Annotated in this window: 14 protein-coding genes and 6 pseudogenes; 12 read left to right on the top strand and 8 right to left on the bottom strand. The window is 59.8% G+C overall.

Translation table 11 applies throughout. The annotated features are described in order from the left end of the window. Positions 1-98: 98 nt before the first annotated feature. The 6 genes and pseudogenes from AC0L16_RS10960 to AC0L16_RS10935 all read right to left on the bottom strand — a co-directional run. Positions 99-646, bottom strand: a pseudogene (locus tag AC0L16_RS10960) (transposase); the annotation flags it as partial. Next, a pseudogene (locus AC0L16_RS10955) lies at positions 631-774 on the bottom strand (IS6 family transposase); the annotation flags it as partial. The pseudogenes AC0L16_RS10960 and AC0L16_RS10955, both read right to left, overlap by 16 nt. A 720-nt stretch (positions 775-1,494) precedes the next feature. Continuing rightward, the gene (locus AC0L16_RS10950) at positions 1,495-2,391 is read right to left on the bottom strand and encodes an alpha/beta hydrolase family protein (protein WP_473620675.1); all 897 of its coding nucleotides are present in this window, start codon (positions 2,389-2,391) and stop codon (positions 1,495-1,497) included. A gap of 104 nt (positions 2,392-2,495) precedes the next feature. Continuing rightward, complete coding sequence (locus tag AC0L16_RS10945) at positions 2,496-2,894, bottom strand: tautomerase family protein (protein WP_473620673.1); 399 nt, start codon at positions 2,892-2,894, stop codon at positions 2,496-2,498. Positions 2,895-2,953: 59 nt separating this feature from the next. Next, positions 2,954-4,309 (bottom strand): MFS transporter, encoded by a 1,356-nt coding sequence (locus AC0L16_RS10940; protein ID WP_473458550.1) that lies wholly within the window; start codon positions 4,307-4,309, stop codon positions 2,954-2,956. Between the two features lie 60 nt (positions 4,310-4,369). Further along, positions 4,370-5,356, bottom strand: coding sequence for an NAD(P)H-dependent flavin oxidoreductase (locus AC0L16_RS10935; RefSeq protein ID WP_473620671.1), 987 nt, complete (start codon positions 5,354-5,356; stop codon positions 4,370-4,372). Between the two features lie 116 nt (positions 5,357-5,472). Between AC0L16_RS10935 and AC0L16_RS10930 the strand changes: the two genes are divergently transcribed. After that, on the top strand, positions 5,473-6,399 hold the full coding sequence (locus AC0L16_RS10930) for a LysR family transcriptional regulator (RefSeq protein ID WP_473620669.1): 927 nt from the start codon (positions 5,473-5,475) through the stop codon (positions 6,397-6,399). Here AC0L16_RS10930 and AC0L16_RS10925 read toward each other — a convergent pair. Continuing rightward, positions 6,396-6,638, bottom strand: coding sequence for a hypothetical protein (locus AC0L16_RS10925; protein ID WP_473620667.1), 243 nt, complete (start codon positions 6,636-6,638; stop codon positions 6,396-6,398). The two genes, AC0L16_RS10930 and AC0L16_RS10925, sit on opposite strands and share 4 nt — an antisense overlap. 549 nt (positions 6,639-7,187) lie before the next feature. Between AC0L16_RS10925 and AC0L16_RS10920 the strand changes: the two are divergent. The 10 genes and pseudogenes from AC0L16_RS10920 to AC0L16_RS10875 all read left to right on the top strand — a co-directional run. Next, a pseudogene (locus AC0L16_RS10920) lies at positions 7,188-7,429 on the top strand (Tn3 family transposase); the annotation flags it as partial. Between the two features lie 120 nt (positions 7,430-7,549). Next, positions 7,550-7,672 (top strand): annotated as a pseudogene (locus AC0L16_RS10915) (phenazine biosynthesis protein PhzF); the annotation flags it as partial. A gap of 892 nt (positions 7,673-8,564) precedes the next feature. Further along, positions 8,565-10,424 (top strand): ABC transporter ATP-binding protein, encoded by a 1,860-nt coding sequence (locus AC0L16_RS10910; RefSeq protein ID WP_473620666.1) that lies wholly within the window; start codon positions 8,565-8,567, stop codon positions 10,422-10,424. Between the two features lie 776 nt (positions 10,425-11,200). Further along, on the top strand, positions 11,201-12,001 hold the full coding sequence (locus AC0L16_RS10905) for a YggS family pyridoxal phosphate-dependent enzyme (protein WP_473498186.1): 801 nt from the start codon (positions 11,201-11,203) through the stop codon (positions 11,999-12,001). Between the two features lie 15 nt (positions 12,002-12,016). Continuing rightward, positions 12,017-12,133, top strand: a pseudogene (locus AC0L16_RS10900) (dihydrodipicolinate synthase family protein); the annotation flags it as partial. Next, positions 12,105-12,524, top strand: a complete 420-nt coding sequence (locus AC0L16_RS10895; RefSeq protein ID WP_473620696.1) for an SDR family NAD(P)-dependent oxidoreductase — start codon at positions 12,105-12,107, stop codon at positions 12,522-12,524. The pseudogene AC0L16_RS10900 and the gene AC0L16_RS10895, both read left to right, overlap by 29 nt. Continuing rightward, positions 12,521-12,922, top strand: coding sequence for a hypothetical protein (locus tag AC0L16_RS10890; RefSeq protein WP_473498184.1), 402 nt, complete (start codon positions 12,521-12,523; stop codon positions 12,920-12,922). Before AC0L16_RS10895 ends, AC0L16_RS10890 begins: the two co-directional genes overlap by 4 nt. 73 nt (positions 12,923-12,995) lie before the next feature. Further along, positions 12,996-13,802, top strand: a complete 807-nt coding sequence (locus tag AC0L16_RS10885; RefSeq protein WP_473498183.1) for an AcrVA2 family anti-CRISPR protein — start codon at positions 12,996-12,998, stop codon at positions 13,800-13,802. Between the two features lie 10 nt (positions 13,803-13,812). Next, a complete protein-coding gene (locus tag AC0L16_RS10880) occupies positions 13,813-14,016 on the top strand; it encodes a ribbon-helix-helix domain-containing protein (protein ID WP_473498207.1) in 204 nt (67 codons plus the stop codon). Positions 14,017-14,313: 297 nt separating this feature from the next. Further along, a pseudogene (locus tag AC0L16_RS10875) lies at positions 14,314-15,942 on the top strand (ISL3 family transposase). A 274-nt stretch (positions 15,943-16,216) separates the two neighbouring features. Here AC0L16_RS10875 and msrA read toward each other — a convergent pair. Beyond that, positions 16,217-16,735: a peptide-methionine (S)-S-oxide reductase MsrA gene (msrA, locus tag AC0L16_RS10870; RefSeq protein ID WP_473498281.1), complete on the bottom strand. Its 519-nt coding sequence runs from the start codon at positions 16,733-16,735 to the stop codon at positions 16,217-16,219. Between the two features lie 151 nt (positions 16,736-16,886). Between msrA and AC0L16_RS10865 the strand changes: the two genes are divergently transcribed. Then, complete coding sequence (locus tag AC0L16_RS10865) at positions 16,887-17,489, top strand: cold-shock protein (RefSeq protein WP_473498279.1); 603 nt, start codon at positions 16,887-16,889, stop codon at positions 17,487-17,489. Positions 17,490-17,691 lie beyond the last annotated feature (202 nt).

Below are 17,691 nucleotides of genomic sequence, written 5' to 3'. Positions count from 1 at the left end.
TGTGGGATGCCTCTCGTTTTGCCAAAACTTGGAGAGTCACACGATCTTCGCATGATGGGGTCGGAACAAGAACTGCTCAAAATCGTACGAGGCATTTATCAACCAAAGGCAGCTACGGTTGATTTGATGATGATTTCTCCACCCAGGCTTCGGCGCATCTGACGCCCCGTGGCGACGCGAAAAACGCTCAGTAGCTGCAGCGCCGGCGGCACGCGCGGCCAGATGGTCCTCAAGACTTCTAGACCATGCCGGGTTTTCCGAACGGCGCTCCCGGATACCACGCGCTGTGACCATCGGAAGCCAACCTCGTGGAAAGGTCGGCATGCTGCTGGCTGATATGATGAAAGACGCCGGCGATGGTACGGCGGACGCGGGAGTTGAAGCCCTCTACCGAATTGACGTGGACGGCATCGCGAACATACTCACCACTGGAATGCTTCACGGTCTCCTGCTTGGCAAAGCTTCTCACCAATGGCCATGAATGCTTTCCACTCGTCGCTCATCAAATGAGCTCTCGACTCGATCTGCGCTTTAATGACGCGTCGCTTGCTCGCGCTGAGAGACCGGTCACGACCGCGGCACGCGCGTCACCGGCCGGAGCGCCGGTCGTGACGTCGGTCGGTCGCTGCACCATGGCCATAACCGGCGCCTATCGATACTGATGCTGCGCTCGGCCATCATTTCCTTCAAATCGCGAAGGCTCAAGCCGTAGGCCAGATACCAGCGAACGCAAAGCAGAATGACGGACTGGTCGAAATGGCGGCCCTTGAACATCTGAACTCTCCGGCGAAACTACCAGAGGCCGTGCCATGCGCCTGGTTACCGAAGACTTTGCAACACAGCCTCGCACACATCTTCTGCTGAAAACCCGCACGCAGACCCTCGATGGCTCCCTGCGGTCGACCTTCCGGCAAATGGTATCCCGGCATGGCGAACGACAATCACGAGAACGGCGAAATGGTCCGCGCGGCTTGACCGCCCCACAAATCCTCATGCTCCCCTCGTACGGGCGTGAAGCATCTCGAGCATCGCAGGCCCGGCGCGCTCGACGATGGCGACGCCGGCCAGCAATCCTGCGCGCAGTTACGGGGCAGGAGCGGGTTAGCCGCGGAAGGAAGCGGCTTCCATTGCGCATGGGGATATGGAACCAGTCGAGGACATGCTCGCTCGCCTGCGATCATTTCCGCGTGCGACGGGACTTCTTCCCAACTGCCGGTACGAAAGGTAATATCCTGATTGGGTGCTTCTTGGTCGAGAGTACGCCGTTGCAGTTCGCGATCATAGCCGCGCCGTCTTCAGCCAGCGAGCGGCCTACGATCAGCTCGAATTTTTCTTCCGGTCGTCACGGGGCGGATGTACTCGGGAACCGGGCAGGTTCACGCGGGCGGGCATCCTGCATGAAGGATAACTGACAGGCGAGCGTTACCGCTTTCGCTAAGACGCCGCCAATTCCGGCGGCATTGGCGGCCGAGCGAGCGCCGTTCGACGCGCAAATTATTCGCCATTGGACTTTAGAAAGGCGACCGTCGCTAAGATCAGCTTGTCCACGGTCTTGGCACTCTGTTCAACGCCGAAACCATGATCAACGGGTTCAGCCCACAGTTCTTCCGGACCGTCGTGATAAGCCAGCAACGACTTGGCGAGAACGGGTTGGGGAAAGACGATGCTGTCGCGCGTGCCGACCGCGAGGAACAGCGGCCCCTTGTAGCGCGAGATTTCGCCGGCAGGCTGCACCGCGTATAGGCTCTCGAAGAAGCGGCCTTTCAAGGGAATTTCCTTCCCATCTCCGACGCGCTTGGCCGGATAGACTTTATCGCCCGCTGTCACAGCTTCCGCCATCTGCTTCTCGCCAAAAATGGAGATGAACGCTGCCGGAAGATTGATGCCGGGGTTCCAGAGCACGACAGACTTTAAAGGCGTTTTCGTCCGGCCGGCAACTGCTGTCGTGACCGCACCGCCCAGGCTCATTCCCATCAACGAAATACGTTTGCCGTCGACGCTGTCATTCGTCGATAGGAAGTCGAGCGCCGCTTGTGCGTCCGTTATCTCGGTTTCGACGGTCATGTCTTCGAATTTGCCGTCGCTCGCGCCGCTGCCGCGAAAATCGATCCGAAGCGAAGCGATGCCATTCTTTGCGAGCACCGGCGCGGCACGCCCGAACAGGCCTTCCTTCACCGCCTCCGAACTCCATTCGTTGCGGCTGCCGGTGAAACCGTGAAGCATCAGGATGACGGGAGGATTCGCGACATCATCCGGCGTGACCATCGTGCCTACGATTGTCTGGCCTTCGACTTGGAACTTGATGGTGGCCTCCTTGGCTTGCGCCGAAACTAAAAAAGTTGTCATCAGCATTCCCAGTGACGCTGCAACGGTTTGGTGTAGCTGTTTCATAGCTGCTCTCTCCTTGTTGTTTGAATTTGCGCGGCCGGTCAAAGCTGATGGCGCGGCCGTATCGGACTGGCATTAGACATTGACGTGTCTCACCGCCGCGATGCCTAATTTCCGCGAAGTTCGCCGGTTATGAATTGAGCTCGACCAAGGCCGAAGGACCAATCCGCGTCACCATTTTCTACGATACTGACCACAACATCTGCAGGGTCGATCGCACACACATCCAAAAGCCCTGTTGCAACGAAACGATAGAAGGCCTGTTTGTCGTCAGTTGACCGCGCTCGCGAGATCACCTCGATAATGATCAGCCTGTCACTGCGAAAAAGACCAAGACCGGTATCCTCCGCGCGCACATGCGATCTCTCGTGTTGGATCAGGATCTGATAGCGATCGGCTGGCGGTACATGGAAAGCCCTGACCACCGCCTCATGGATGCAGTCGAGGATCTTGTCCTGCTCCCCAGGCGATCGGCCCTTCAGAAGGTTAATTTTTATCAGCGGCATGGGTCGTCCTCGGAAATAGGAAGAGGGCGGGGACGCGCACTCGGCGTCCCGGTGAAGATTCAGATTGCCCTCGCAGGTAGGCCGGTTGGGGCAGCCTCGGGCTCCCCAGCCAGCGCGCAGGGGAACCAGAGAACATTTACGACTGCGCTCATGATCGCGATCGCAATGGGATAGGCCAGGCCCGCATAGATGTTGCCCGTGTAGGCAACCAGCGACAGGTTGATGAGGGGAACAAAGCCGCCAAACACGCCTGTTCCGATGTGATAGGGCAGCGAGAGCGAGGTGTAGCGCAATTTCGCCGGGAAGAGCTCGACGAGGAAAGCTGCCATAGGGCCATAGACCAATCCGACGAAAACGAGTTGGGCGACGATCAGCGCTGTTACCAAAACGAAGTTCTGGGCAGCGACGGCGGCGGCGATGCCCTGATAGATTGGAACATAGAACACGGCTGCCAGAATGAAACCGGTGACAATCAACTTGCGACGGCCGATCCGGTCGGACAAGGCGCCGAAGAAAACGATGAGGGGCGTTCCGATCACCAAAGCAGCAGCAAGGCAAATGTTCGCTGTCAGGAAGTCAAGCTTCAGCACGCTTTGCAAGAAATACAGTGCGTAGAACTGGCCTGTATACCAAACGCACCCCAGGCCGGCGGTCGCCCCGAACAGTGCAAAGGCTGCATAACGCACGCCATCACCGGTGGCGAAACTCTCACGGATTGGGCTCTTTGCGGTCTTCCCGCCTTTGCGAAGCTCCTCGAAGACCGGGGATTCGCTCAGCTTGAGGCGCAGATAAAGGGACAGCACGATCAAAACCGATGATAGCAGGAACGGAATTCTCCAACCCCATTGCTTGAAGAGTTCTTCGCCGAGCGACAGCCGACACGTAAGCACGACGACAATCGCCAGAAAAAAGCCGACGGTTGCCGTTGTCTGGATAAAGCTCGTGAAGAACCCGCGCCGGTTCGCCGGTGCGTGTTCTGCAACGTAAACGGCGGCGCCGCCGTATTCGCCGCCTATCGCCAATCCCTGGATCAGCCGAAGGACCACAAGAGCGATCGGTGCGAAATATCCCGCGGTCTCAAAGGTTGGCAAGACGCCGACGAGCGCGGTCGCAATGCCCATCAGAAGGAGCGTCATCAAGAACGTGCTCTTGCGTCCGACGCGGTCGCCGATGCTGCCGAACAGCAGGGCTCCCAATGGGCGCACGAGGAAGCCTGTGGCAAAGGTTGCGACGCTGATCAGAACAGCTGCCGTCGGTTCATTGGCAGGGTAGAAGAGCGTTGAGAAGAAAATCGCCAGACTTCCGTAAAGATAGAAGTCGTACCATTCGATGACCGTGCCGGCGCTTGATGCAAGGACGACGGTCCAGATACCTGGTTTGCGGACGGAGTCGCCCCTTTCCTGTAGCTGTTGCATGCTGCAGTTCCCCTTTTATGTTTTGAAAGCAGTCGGCCCTCTCTTCAGGGCCGTGGTAAGTCAGCTCGCGATGCGCTGATCGAATGCGTAGACCCCAAGTCTTTCGTCTGCCTCGCGCACCGTTCGGCGAACGATGTCCTTCGCCGACGGCAGATCGTTGATGAGGCCCACCGCCTCACCGACAGTCACGTTGGCCGTGTCATAGTCGCCGGAGGCCCATGCCGCCTCGACCTTCGACAATTCTTCGGAATGCAGCGTGCGCAGCTCTTCTTCCCGCCCGTGCCACTTGTCGATGAAGCCGTTTTTGAGCAGTCGGCCGGTATAGCCAGCGGGCCAGGCCTTCTGACGGACGATATCGTAGACGGAAGTCCGGATTGTCTCGTCGCCAGAGGCCGCGACTACCTTGTCCTTGGCTGCCGGATGGATGAGCGACTCGCGCGTAGCCCAGAACCTGGTTCCCATCAGGACCCCGTCTGCTCCGAGCATCAGCGAAGCGGCCAGGCCCCTACCGTCGGCAATGCCGCCTGCCGCCACGACAATGACAGAAGGCGAAATCTTTGCCACCAGATCCACGACTGCGGGAACGAAGGGCATGGTTGACCGCGCGACCAGGCCATGGCCGCCGGCCTCGGTCCCCTGAACAATAAGAACGTCGGCGCCAACGTCGATTGCGCGCCGGGCATGTTCGAGTGTGTGGATCATGCAAATCAGCGGAACACCCGCCTGCTTGACCCGTGCCGCGAGCTTCGCCGGATCCGAAAACGAAAGCATCATCGCGGACGGACGCTCCGCAAGTGCGCGGTCAAACAGATCAAGGTCGGCTTCGACTGCCCAGGCGATGAACCCGCAGCCAACGCGTTCATTGGCAATCAGCGACGACTCTGTTTCGTACCATTGACGATCAGCATATCCCCCACCCAACAGGCCCAGACCGCCGGCGTCGGCGACGGCGGACGCAAGCGCGCCACCCGCGGCCGGGGTCATCGGGGCAAGGATGATGGGATGCTCGATTTCGAAAAATTCTGTCAGACGCGTTCGTATCGTCATCAATACTTCTCCCAGCTTGAGGAAGTTCCCGGAAATTTTTCTTTGACGCTATTGCGACACTTGACTTAAGACAAACGATTAGATCAGATGTTTTTCATCTGAAAAGGAGATGGCCGATGAACAGCGCCGACCTCAGGTTTTTCCAGGCGGTGGTGAGAGCAAACAGTATCGGAGGGGCTGCCGGTGTGCTCAACACGGTGCAATCCAACGTCACCGCGAGAATAAAATCGCTTGAGGAGGAAATCGGTGCTCCGCTTTTTCATCGCTCCAGGCGAGGGGTTACACTGACAGCCACCGGCATTCAGCTCGTTCCCTATGCCGAGCGCGTCGGAGAGCTTCTGGACGAAGCCAAGCGCGTCGTCACAGACCGCGGTACGCCGTGCGGCTTACTCAGGATCGGCTCGATGGAGACCACTGCAGCGCTTCGCCTTCCGCCGATCCTGATCCGCTATGCTGCAGAATATCCAGAGGTCGACGTACTGGTGGAGGCTGCCCCGACGGAACAGCTCGTCAGCGAGGTCGTCGCACGCAAACTGGATGGCGCGTTCGTCTCCGGCCCCATCGCTCATCCCGAACTCAAAAGCCTATCGATCGTCGAAGAGGAGCTCGTTGTGGTCTCCTCGCCGCGGTTTCGCGAGCTTTCGGATCTGAAGGCCTTGGCCGCATCGCCGGCTCTGAAGGTCCTCGCTTTTCGATCGGGCTGTTCCTATCGCCGGCGCATGGACACGTTCCTGGCGGCGTGTGGGGTAACGCATGTCCGCTGGATGGAACTCGGAACAATGGACGGGATCATCGGCTGCGTCGCCGCCGGGGTAGGGATGGCCATGCTACCTCGGGGGGTCGTTCAGGATGCGGCAGCCGACGGACAGGTCATCATACACCAGCTACCTGACAATCTGCGGTCGGCGCCGACTGTATTTGTGACGCGGAGCGACGAGTATCTCTCTGCGGCACTTCAGGCTTTCATGGCGGTGGCGTCTGAGGCGCATTCACGGCCTCAGCCGGCAGGACCAGAGCCGGCCCGACAACTGCAGCGGGCTTAAGAAAGATGGAGCAAAAACAAGGGGTCAGTCAGATCTATCTGACGCATCACCAGCATCTTTGCGATATCGCCCGGCGGGTTTGCCCCAATGCGCGCATACACGAGCTGGCCGTGCCGCTCGAGCCGGAACGCCGAGTTGCGTGACACGTCGAAGCCCCAGAGCTGCCCTATCAAGGCCGGCCGGGCCGGCGACCAGCACCCGGCAGCCGGGCAGCGCGCCAAAAGGACCCCGCCCGTCATATGAACTGCATCCCTCATAGTGCGTCGCAACATTTTGATGCTGCACTGCGGAACTTTGCGGTAAAGCGGGAGTTCTCTGTGCTTCTAGCAAGCGAGGGCTCGATGAGGCGCTACAAGATTCTGCCGTCGGAACCAGGGCTGTGGTCTGTGATCGATAGCCTGACAGGGCTTCCCGCCGAGAGATACGGTCGGCCGCTCACCGGGCTGACCCGGTACGAAGCCGAAGAGGCTGCCTTTAACCTCAGCGAGAGCACTCCGCCATGGATGGCCTTGGTCAGACGTCGCAGACCTTAATCAAGGCTGCCGAATCCACGGATGGTCGAACGCGATGCGCCTCCCACTCCATCACACCCTTTCGCGTAACCTCTCACCTCTTCCTTCTGGATGCGTGCGTCATGGCAGGGGGCGCATGTGCTCCCCAGTTCGCCCTGGCATAAGAGCCGGACCGTCGCGGTGCGCCACCAGATGGTTGGCGACCGTGGCCGGAACCGTCGCCCGTTCTCTTGCCGATGAAGTGCGGGGTGCCCGACACCGAAATGGCGCGCGAGCCTTCTGCCGATCTTGACACGGGCGATCGACTGGAACCTCATCGAGCAGCAGTATGACGAGTTGATCAAATATGCGGCGGCCCTGCAGCACCGCACGGCCGATGCGGAATCGATCCTGCGCCGCTTTGCGCGGGCGAGCGTGCAGCGCCCAAGCTACAGGGCGCTGGCCCAACTCGGCAAGGCAATCAAGACCATTTTTCTCACCGCTATCTCGGCTCGGAAGCCTTCCGGCGCGAAATCCACGAAGTGTCGCTTGGCAGTTAATAGTGAGAACGCAGTCGTTCAGTCAGGTTTAGCAGTTTATTGCGAGAATGGCGTAGCTCGGATTCTTCATTTTAACTGCAGTCGCATCAGTGCAGTGGTGCTGAACTCCCTGGCGAGGCGACCGGCATCTTCGTGCTGGAGGAGAATATCGGACCGGTGCGTCGCGCGGTGAGCAAGCACGACGGCCCGACCTTCGACGAGTTCGATCTGGCGAAACTGCCGCTCTTTCGCAACGTGGTCGATCTTCAGCGACAGCCTGGCGACCCCGGCTTCTAAACGCCGTCATGGAGTAGCTCCTGCACTCGTTCGACCGAAATGTCCGATTCAAAGATCAGGTCGTGAGGGAATGCCCTCCCCGCAGATGATCGGCAGTCGCTCGATCGCGCGACGCGCGGGATCGGCTTCTTCCGTGAACCCGCAGGTCGATATCAGAAAAAGGTTGCGGCGGTTACCGCGAACTCATGGCTGGCGCAGCAAGCGCTCTTTTCAGCAAGCGCCCTGGTCGGGAGCCGGTGAGGATGAAATTCGGCTCGGGTGCGACGATTACATGCTCGATGTTCCATCCGGTCTTCCCGAGCATGTCTATAGCGACTTTTTTGTGTCCGAAACTGAACAAGAGTGTCGGAGCCCCACCCGCTGGCCGTTACAGCCAGGCACCGGCTGGCGAGCAAGCGGTGGAACGAAACGGAGCGCAAATCCGGCACGGAAATTGCGCTGATCTCGTAAGTGAGACGTCGGCAGGGCGTCGTGGAGGACCGAGAAATCAACCAGGAGCGTGCTCGATGCCCGCAATGAGACGGCCAGAACAGGACGATGAACCCAGCCACACCTGGGGAGCTGGGCCGCTATAGCCAGCCGCGGCACCTCCTCATAGATCGCGCCTCCTTCAGCCAAGCCGTCCACCAGCACTACGAGGGCCATGCAGCTCTCGAACGTGGCCACAGCGCGCATGTTCATTCAAGTGCGCCCCTCAGCCTTGCGTGGTCCGCTCGAAGCGCGCCGGGAACGCATTGTGTGTAGACGAGGAACGTGCGCTTGGCAGTTAAGGGGGCGCGCGCTCTCGCACTCCTCCGATGCGCCCACCCATTCTTCTGATCAGCCGGTTTGACCCGCCATGTCGCCTTCGCATTTCATCTATCGCCCCTTTGAGACGCTTATCCGCCCGCTGGATATCCCCTACGCGCCTTTGCCGGCAACAGGTCCGTTTGCGCTGCTTCTGCATTTCGCACGCATGTTCCGTGGCGTGCTGGCGGCCATCGCCGTCTTCATGATGGCGGTCGAGGGAATCAACCTCGCGGTGATCTGGGGCATGTATATCATTGTGGACGGGGTGAGCACGAACGGTGCGGCGGTTTTCCTTGAGGAAGCTTGGCCTATGCTCACGTTCCTCGGCCTGCTGATGTTCCCCGTGCAACCGCTGCTGATGTTCATCGCCAAGACATTGGGGTCCCAGGCAGTGTCCGTATGCATGCCCGCGGCTATGCAATGGCATGGCTACAAGGCGGTCGAACGTCAGGACCTTGCATTCTTCCACGATCTCTTCGCCGGCCAGGTGGCGTCGCGCATTTCGCAACTCGCCGCCGCCGTGCAGCAGCAGATCGTCGTAGCGTCTTCCAGCATACCGTATTTTCTCGTGCAGTTTCTCGGTTCGCTTTCGCTGCTTGCCACGCTGTCCTGGCCGCTGGCGCTTCCGGTCTTTTTTTGGATCGTGGCGAACGTCACAGTCGCGGTTGTGGCAGTGCCATATTTTGCCGTGCGGTCCCGCCACTCTGCCCGCGCTCGCAGCCTCGTCGTCGGCGCCATGACCGACCTCTACAGCAACATCCACGTGGTCAAGCTGTTTGCGGCCGAAGACAGCGAGGCGGACGCAATGCGCACCATCATGGGAGATGCCATTGAGACGCAACAGCTTGAACGGCGCATCCACTTAACAAGCGACACCAGCGTCGTCCTGCTGAACGTACTTCTTTCGCTGACCAACATCGCCGTCGGGCTCTGGGGACTCGTGGCCGGTTTTGTCACCACCGGCCAATTTGTTGCTTCAATCGCACTCGTTCAGCGGCTCAACGCCAACTCCCTGGCCTTTCTCCAGCTAGGACAGCAGATATTCCAGGCTGTGGGCACGATACGCGACGCGATGCCGGTCATCACCACGCCTTCAACGGTAACCGATGTCTCCGGAGCCAGGCCGCTGGCCGTTGTCGCCGGCGCGGTCGAGTTCAGAGATATCCGGTTCGAATACCGGCAAGGAAAAGGGGTAATCGAGAATCTATCGCTCAGGGTCCGCGCCGGCGAGAAGGTCGGGCTCGTCGGCATGTCGGGGTCCGGCAAGTCAACGCTTGTCAGCCTGCTTCTGCGGTTCTTCGACGTAAACGATGGCGCAATCGTCGTCGACGGCCAGGATATTCGTTCGGTGACGCAGGCAAGCCTGCGTCAGAATATCGGGGTCGTGACCCAGGATGTCTCGTTGCTCCATCGCTCTGTCGGGGACAATATCCGTTACGGCCGGCCGGATGCCTCGCCGGAGGAGGTCGAACGCGCCGCAATGCTGGCCGATGCGGACTGTTTCGTGGCCGATCTCAAGGACAGCGAAAACCGCACCGGCTACGATGCTTTCGTCGGTGACCGCGGGGTGAAGCTTTCTGGCGGCCAGCGTCAGCGGGTCGCCATCGCTCGGGTGCTGCTTAAGGACGCGCCAATCCTCCTTCTAGACGAGGCGACTTCTGCCCTGGACAGTGAAGCCGAGGCGGCGGTCCAAGAAAAACTCGAGCTTATAATGGAGGGCAAGACGGTGATCGCCATTGCCCACCGCCTGTCGACGATTGCCAGCATGGACAGGATCGTCGTGCTCGACAAAGGGCGCATCGTTGAGGAGGGCTCCCCCTCGGAGCTACTCAAACGCGACAGCCTGTATGCCCGCCTGTGGCGGCGGCAGACCGGCGGCCACATTGCCGACAGTTCCGAGGAGAGATAAGCCGACTGGAAGGTCGTTCGTCACGGCTCCGCGCTGCTCGCAATGCTTGGCTGTTGTCGTAGAGAGCGGGCATGTTCGCGTTAGACAAATCTCGGCTTTCGCCGCCTCCGTCGCAAATGTGTGGGAATGGGCGACGAGATTGCCACAAGAGCTCTTCGGTTCTATCGCGAGAAGCTGACCGCCCGCGGCCGTGCCGATGCTGGTACCGCCGAGTCTTAAGCAGTGGTGATCGCTCGACTTCGTCTCCGACCGTTCCACATCCTCATCGTTTGCCGACGCCACTGCAATTGGCCCCGCAACGGGGTCGCGAGCCGGAGTTCAACCAGGCCGTTCGCCCTAAAACTGATCCAGCTCAAGGCAGCCTACCGCCACCCATGTAGAACGGGCAACGAGCGCGGTGCGCACCAGACAAAGGGCAATGACCAAAGCCGTCCTCGACATCGCATCGGAGTTCAACGTCTTTGCACCAATGCCCAGGAATGGTCGACGCGACAAACAACTCCCCGCGTACAGGCGCTGAGAGCCGCCGACGTTTAACGGAAAATCACAAACGGGCTATCCCGATCCCTGGGGGGCCAAGGAAGCCGCCCCATGAATCGCTGCACATCATCAGTTGCAATTCTTGCTTTCGCCACCGTCTGCACATTGTCTGCCGCCGCTACGGCGGCGGATCGGACCATCTATGCAGCGCCCGACAAGAGCCTCGTGTTTCTTAGTGGCATCGGCTACACGCGGCTCAAGGCCAACGAGCTTGTCTACGACAGGGGCAGATCACAATGGGCACGAACAATCTGCCGCTTTCGCCCGAGGACGTCGAACGCTTCGGGCCTGATCCCCTTACCACCTTCCGCACCAATCTGGCGTCGGTTGAAGAGCGCATCACGCTTGCTTGCGCACGGGCCGGGCGCGACCGTGCCTCCGTGCGGTTGCTGCCGATCACCAAGACGGTGCCGGCCCATATCCTGCGATATGCCTTCGACGTCGGCATCAGCACCTTCGGCGAGAACAAGATCCAGGAGGCAATGACAAAGAGCGAGGCGCTTCACGATCTCGCCATCGACTGGAGCATCGTCGGACATCTGCAGACCAACAAGGCCAAATATCTGGCCCGCTTCGCGCGTGAGTTTCATGCGCTCGACAGCCTGCGGCTCGCCGACCTTCTGAACACGAGGCTGGACCGCGAAGATCGCTTCCTCGACGTCTATGTGCAGGTCAACACGTCTGGCGAGGACAGCAAGTTCGGCCTTCATCCGAACGCACTGCTGCGCTTCGTGGAGACCCTTGATCAGTTTCCCCGTCTCCGGCCATGCGGGTTGATGACACTTGCGCTGTTTTCCTCCGACATGGCCAAGGTGCGGCCTTGCTTCATTCTGCTGCGCCGGCTGCGGGACAAAGCCGTGAAGCACAACGCCGCGCTCACCGGGCTCTCCATGGGTATGACCGGAGACTTCGAGGAAGCCATCGAGGAAGGCGCCACTGTCGTGCGCGTCGGTCAGGCCATCTTTGGCAAGCGGCCGACGCCTGACGGCCACTACTGGCCGGGTTTCGCCCCCACCGATCGAGGAATTGAACCATGATTTTTCGCAAACGGCCTGTCTGCTTTTCCGATCACCCCCGCCGATCGTTCCGGCCGGGTCGACGTTAACGCGCTACGGAAACTGGTCAGCCGGCTGATCGCGGCTGAGGTCGATTCCATCGGCCTGCTCGGAGGGCGCCGCATTCAACTATCAGGCGGGCGGGGCCGACTACTGCTTCTCCAAGGCCGCCGTCCACCATCTCACAAGACTTCTCGCCTATGAATGCGCGCCCCTCGGCGTCAACGTGAATTGCGTCGCCCCCGGCATCATCGACACGCCCATGCACGGCCGCCCGAAGGAGGAAACCGAAGCAAGGCATGCGGGCCGCATCCCCCTGGGGCGGGTCGGATCGCCGGAAGACGTCGCCGGACTGGCGGTCGACCGTCTCGGCCAGAGCCGTCTCGCCCGCCTCGAACGCGCGCAAGATCGAAGTCAACTCCAAAGTGCGCCAGCCGCTGCGCGGCGATCCGGCCAGCCGCGGTCCGTTTCTCACGATCCTCAATGCCGATTTTCAGGAGAATGACCAAGGCCCGACCAGGGCAATTCAGGCCTATTCGCAGCCCGTTTACAACGGCGACACTCTGTTTCCCGTCGAATCCGGCTTCGAACGCGACGTTTTCGCAGATGCTATTCTGGTTGCAGCGCTCGCTCTTCGAAGCCGCGCCGCAATTGCGCATCAAGATCACCAAACCGCTGTTTGCACGGGAAACGCCTTCGGGGCTCTGCCGCCCGGACTTCGTGCTCGAGACAACCTACGGCAACTATGAGCCCGTGAACCTTGTCGTCGAGGCCTTCGGCATGGACACCGACGAATACAAGGCTGCGAAAGAAAAAGCGCTCCCCCGGATGCGCGAGATCGGGCCTGTCTTCGAAATCCGGCCGCTCGACATTTACCAAGAGAACGCCGAAGGAAACTGGTAAAAGGCTCCAACATTGGATCCTTGAGCACTCCCGCCATCTCCCTCTCGATCTTCTCAAACCCCTATGCTGCACGATGCGACTACACACGGCACTTGAATACTTTCGCGGCGGGAAGTTCCGCTCACTCGAACCATGGCCCGCCGACGAGCCGGCGCAGCTCGCCCATTTCATCGAGAAACATTCGACAGAGACCGTCGAATTTTCTTTCAGCTTCATCGATCCCGACACGGCCGACGACACCCTGCAGGTCTTCATCGACTTCTCGAACCAGCTATGGGACGCGGAGATAGCTCCGATCCCGCACGCCTTCTTTTGGGTCTCCTGGTGCCAAAAAATTCTCGATGAAACCGTCCATTTGGCTGCTTTCTGCGAGCGCGTCACGAGCGAACTCGACGGCAAAGTCATCGCGCTCTCCACACGTGTGATGTTCGAAACGAAAAACCGCTCCAGTCTCGTTTTCGTCAACCAGTCGGGTCACAAGATCATCGGCGATCACAAGCGTGTCCTGATCAGCCACGCCGATACCGATACCGGCGCCCTTCTGACGGACAACGGTTTCGGCGTCGTCGCCGCCCTTCTCGGTGCCCTCTCCACGCCGCAGGCAATACGCCGCGAAGAACCTGCTCCGGTTCGGCTCAACAAGCAGCGCGAGCAAAAAGGAAAGGTCCCGATCGCGCCCATGATCGTCATTGACGTGCGTGCAAGCCATGTTGCCAAGTCGCAACCCCGGGGCTCCACCGGCTGGACCGTTGCCCCTCACTGGCGGCGAAGTCACCTGCGGACCCTGGCAGACGGCCGCGTGATCCCCGTCGCTCCTTGTTGGGTGAATGTCGAAGGCGACATCCCGCCGCTCAAGCCGGAATATGTGGTGAAGGTGTAACGGCTACGTCATTCTTGCCATTGACCAACAGGTCTCCGAACGAGGATACGGCACAAGCAGCGAGTACGTTCGCGAATTGATCCGGCGTGATCGGGATCGCGAACAGTTGCGCGGCCTGCTCATGGACGGTGCATCATCGCCGCCGACCGAGCCGATCGACGACCGCTACTTCGAAAACCTGCGCGATCGCATTCAAAGCCGCGCTAAAGCGTGACGGCGAAGCTGGTTATTCCGCGTGAGCAAGTGCGCGAGGACGTTGACAAGGCCGTTGAAGACTATCTCGAAACAGCTGGCCGACGGGTCGCTATCAGCCTGGTCGAGCAGCTCGAACGTGCCTACGCCCAAATTGCCAGTTATCCGGCTGCCGGTTCGCCCCGCTTCGCATACGAACTCGGCGTCCCCAGTCTGCGCCACGCTCGGATTAAAGGCTTTTGTCGCTTGGCAGTTAATCGGGTCTTTCTCAATTTGTGTGGTTCATCCGCTGTTAGCGAAGCTATCGCTATGGGCGGGCATGCGAACGGAATCGAAATGGTCGCCCGGCCCAGGCGTCAGAATTCTGGGTGTCGGGCTCACTGATGATCACAGTTGGGTTGTTTCCGCTGCCGGACCAGCGATCGGCATTTGCCCCGATTGCGGCCGGCGAAGCCGAAGTCGGCATGGCTGGTCCAACCGCAGCCTTCAGGATCTGCCGGTCCAGGGCAAGCCCGTGACGGTGAAGCTCCCGCTGAGCCGCTGGCGATGTGCACATCAGAAATGTGAGCGACAAACGTTCACTGATCGACTCCCGACGTTTGCTTCCCCTTATGCGCGCAGGACGACGAGGGTCGTGGAGATTGTCGGCTTGCTCGGCCATAGCACGGATGGACGTCCTGGCTAACGCCTCATGCAACGGCTCGGCATGCCGGTCAGTGACGACACCATCCTGCGGCAACTGAAGCGGGATGCCGCGGTTACTCACCGCGCCTCCGAGATTCGGATGGTTGGCATCGATGACTGGAGCTGGCGGCGAGCGACGCGATACGGCACTATCATGGTTGATCTCGAGCGTCACTCGGTCGTCGACATTCTCGATGATCGGAGTGTCGATAGCGCAGCCAGGTGGCTGCGGATCATCCCTCCGTCGAGGTATCGTCAGCCGAGACCGCTGCGGCCTATATGCGCAGGGCCGTCCGTGAAGGCGCACCGCAGGCTCACCAGGCGGCCGACCGGTTTCATGTGGTCCAGAATCTTTGTACGGCAATCGAGGAACAGATGAGCCTTAGTGGACGTGCTTCAGGAAGATCCATCCTGTCCGAGGACGCTATTGTCGACGCTGCGACACATCTCCGGCGTGCCCGTCTCGGGCATAGGCAGTCTCGCCAGGAGATATTCGAGATGCTCCACGCCTTACACCAGGAGGGTCTATCCTACAGCGCGATCGCCCGACGGACCGGCGATGAGTTCGCAGCGTAGCGAAGTGGCTCAAGTTCAAGGCTCCGCCAGATAGGCGGCGAGCAGCATTTGAACCCCACATCACCATGGTGCTTTGAAACGTTCATTGCCCAATGCTGGAAGGAAGGGAACCGCTGCGGACGGCATCTTTTTCATGATGTCAAGCAGCGCGGCTACACCGGCAGCTTCTCCAATCTGGAGCGACTGCTGGAAGCTTGGCGGTGGGCCGAAAAGAGTGCGCGCCGATGATGTTCCTTCGGTGGCGATCAGCTTGGGACCCGTTCGAGGTTCGGATACCGGCCACGCGATTTCGCCAGTTGTTGCCGCGGCGCTGTGCATTAAGCCAAGAGGCCTGCTGACGCCTCGACAAGCAAGGAAAGTCGACGCCCTGAAGCAGGGATCTGACGCATTCGCCGAGATGCGACGCCTGGCAATGCGCTTCAACGGTATCCTTCGGAGCAAGAGGTCGGAAACACTGGACCCCTGGATCGACGATGCAATCGACTCCGACATCATTCCGATCATGCGATTCGCCCGTGTTTTGCGCAGAGACATCGATGCCGTCAACAACGCCATCGAGCTGCCCTGGAGCAACGGACAGGCCGAAGGTCAGATCAACCGCCTCAAGACCCTCAAGCGCGCAATGTACGGCAGGGCAGGCCCCGAACTGCTGAGAGCACAAATGCTGCCACCGCGCCACACAATTTGAGGAAGAACCGCTAATTGTGGATGCGGCGATTTGGTTGAGCCTTGGCATTTAATTGTGAGAATCCAGGTGATCTGATTCTCAAATTAACTGCATTTGAGACGAGACTCTCGACCTGCGGGCTTGGGCTATCATGTTCTCGGCAGCGTCAGTGAATTAATCGCGACCGCTTTGGACGTGACGCGGTGGGCTATGCCGCCACAGCGCTGGACGGTCCGCGATCTGTCCCCGACGGATTCGGCGAACTGGCCGAGAAGGAGTTGGAAAGTGTGGCGGCCTACCCCGCGCGGCGAACTTCCTCTCGCGCCGGAAGCTTCCAGTTTGGTCTTGGGAAATGACAGGTGTAGCCATTGGGATACCGCTCGAGATAGTCCTGATGCTCCGGCTCGGCCTCCCAGAAATCGCTGACCGGCACCACCTCGGTCACGACCTTACCGGGCCAAAGCCGGGATGCTTCGACATCGGCGATGGTGTCTTCCGCAACGCGCTTTTGCTCGTCGTCTGTATAGAAGATCGCCGAGCGGTAGCTCGCGCCGACATCGTTGCCCTGGCGGTTGCGCGTCGTTGGATCATGGATCTGGAAGAAGAATTCCAGCAGATCGCGATAGCTGATCGTGTCTGGATCGAACACGATCTCGATCGCCTCGGCGTGGCTGCCATGATTGCGATAGGTAGCGTTAGGCACCTCACCGCCGGTGTAGCCGACGCGGGTGGAAATCACGCCGGGGTAGCGGCGGATCAGATCCTGCATACCCCAGAAGCAGCCGCCTGCAAGCACAGCGCGTTCGGTCGTCATGGTCTCTGACCTCCTGAGTTTGGGTTCATCGCCAATATAGGCATTGTTGCATCTTTTTTCAGTCGCAGGCCATTTGACACAAAGGCGTCGCCCGATGGAGATTATCCTGAACAGCTAGCGCAGTGCGCGCGCCATTTCAGTCGAGACGATCATGGGCAAGTATAGAGACCAACGCGAGCCACGCAGGCGTCGGTATGACGATGACCCGGTTTCCTTTTCGGAACGGACTTCCGAACCGAGCTACTTTCAACGCCCGGCGACCGTAACGGCAGAGCCCGTCGACGTCGAGGTGATCTGGTTCAATACCAGCAAGGGTTTCGGCTTCGTCAAACTGTCCGATGGCACGGAGGCTTATCTCCACATCCGAGTGTTGGAGGCTGCCGGAAGCCGCGCTGTTGCCGAGGGGACACGTCTCAAGGTCGCGTTTGAAGAAAGTCCAAGAGGTCGTCAGGTCGTGCACGTGCTGGAGATCAGCGATCAGATCGTGAAAACGCCGGCAGATGCGCGCCTTGCTGAGGGGTCCATCGCCGGGAAGGGTGGTGCGCAGCTGGAGAGCGAGGGCGCGGTCAAGTGGTACAATCCCGAAAAAGGCTTCGGCTTCATTGCTCCCGATAACAGTGAGAAGGACGTTTTCGTTCATGCCACCGCGTTGAACCGCTCAGGGCTCAGCGTGTTGGTGGAGGGACAGAAAGTGTTTGTCGAATGCGGGCAGGGCAAGAAAGGCCTGGAAGTCCGGAGCATTCGCCTCGCCTAGAAGCCAATACGTTGGCCGCCAAATTGCCGCTCATACAAAGAAAAAGCCCACTGCCGGGAGGAGGTGGCAGTGGGCCCGATTTGAAATGCAGCGCGGGAGGAGGTGCGCCGCACTCAGCGCCAGCATCGCATCTGGGAGGAGTAGATGGCCGACAACATGATCATATCGATCGCCGCAGATATTGCAATGCACAAATTTCATA

Source organism: Mesorhizobium sp. WSM4848, from assembly GCF_055811375.1.
The sequence above is the reverse complement of the archived record's forward strand: the minus strand, read 5'-3'. Positions and strand labels throughout refer to the sequence as shown.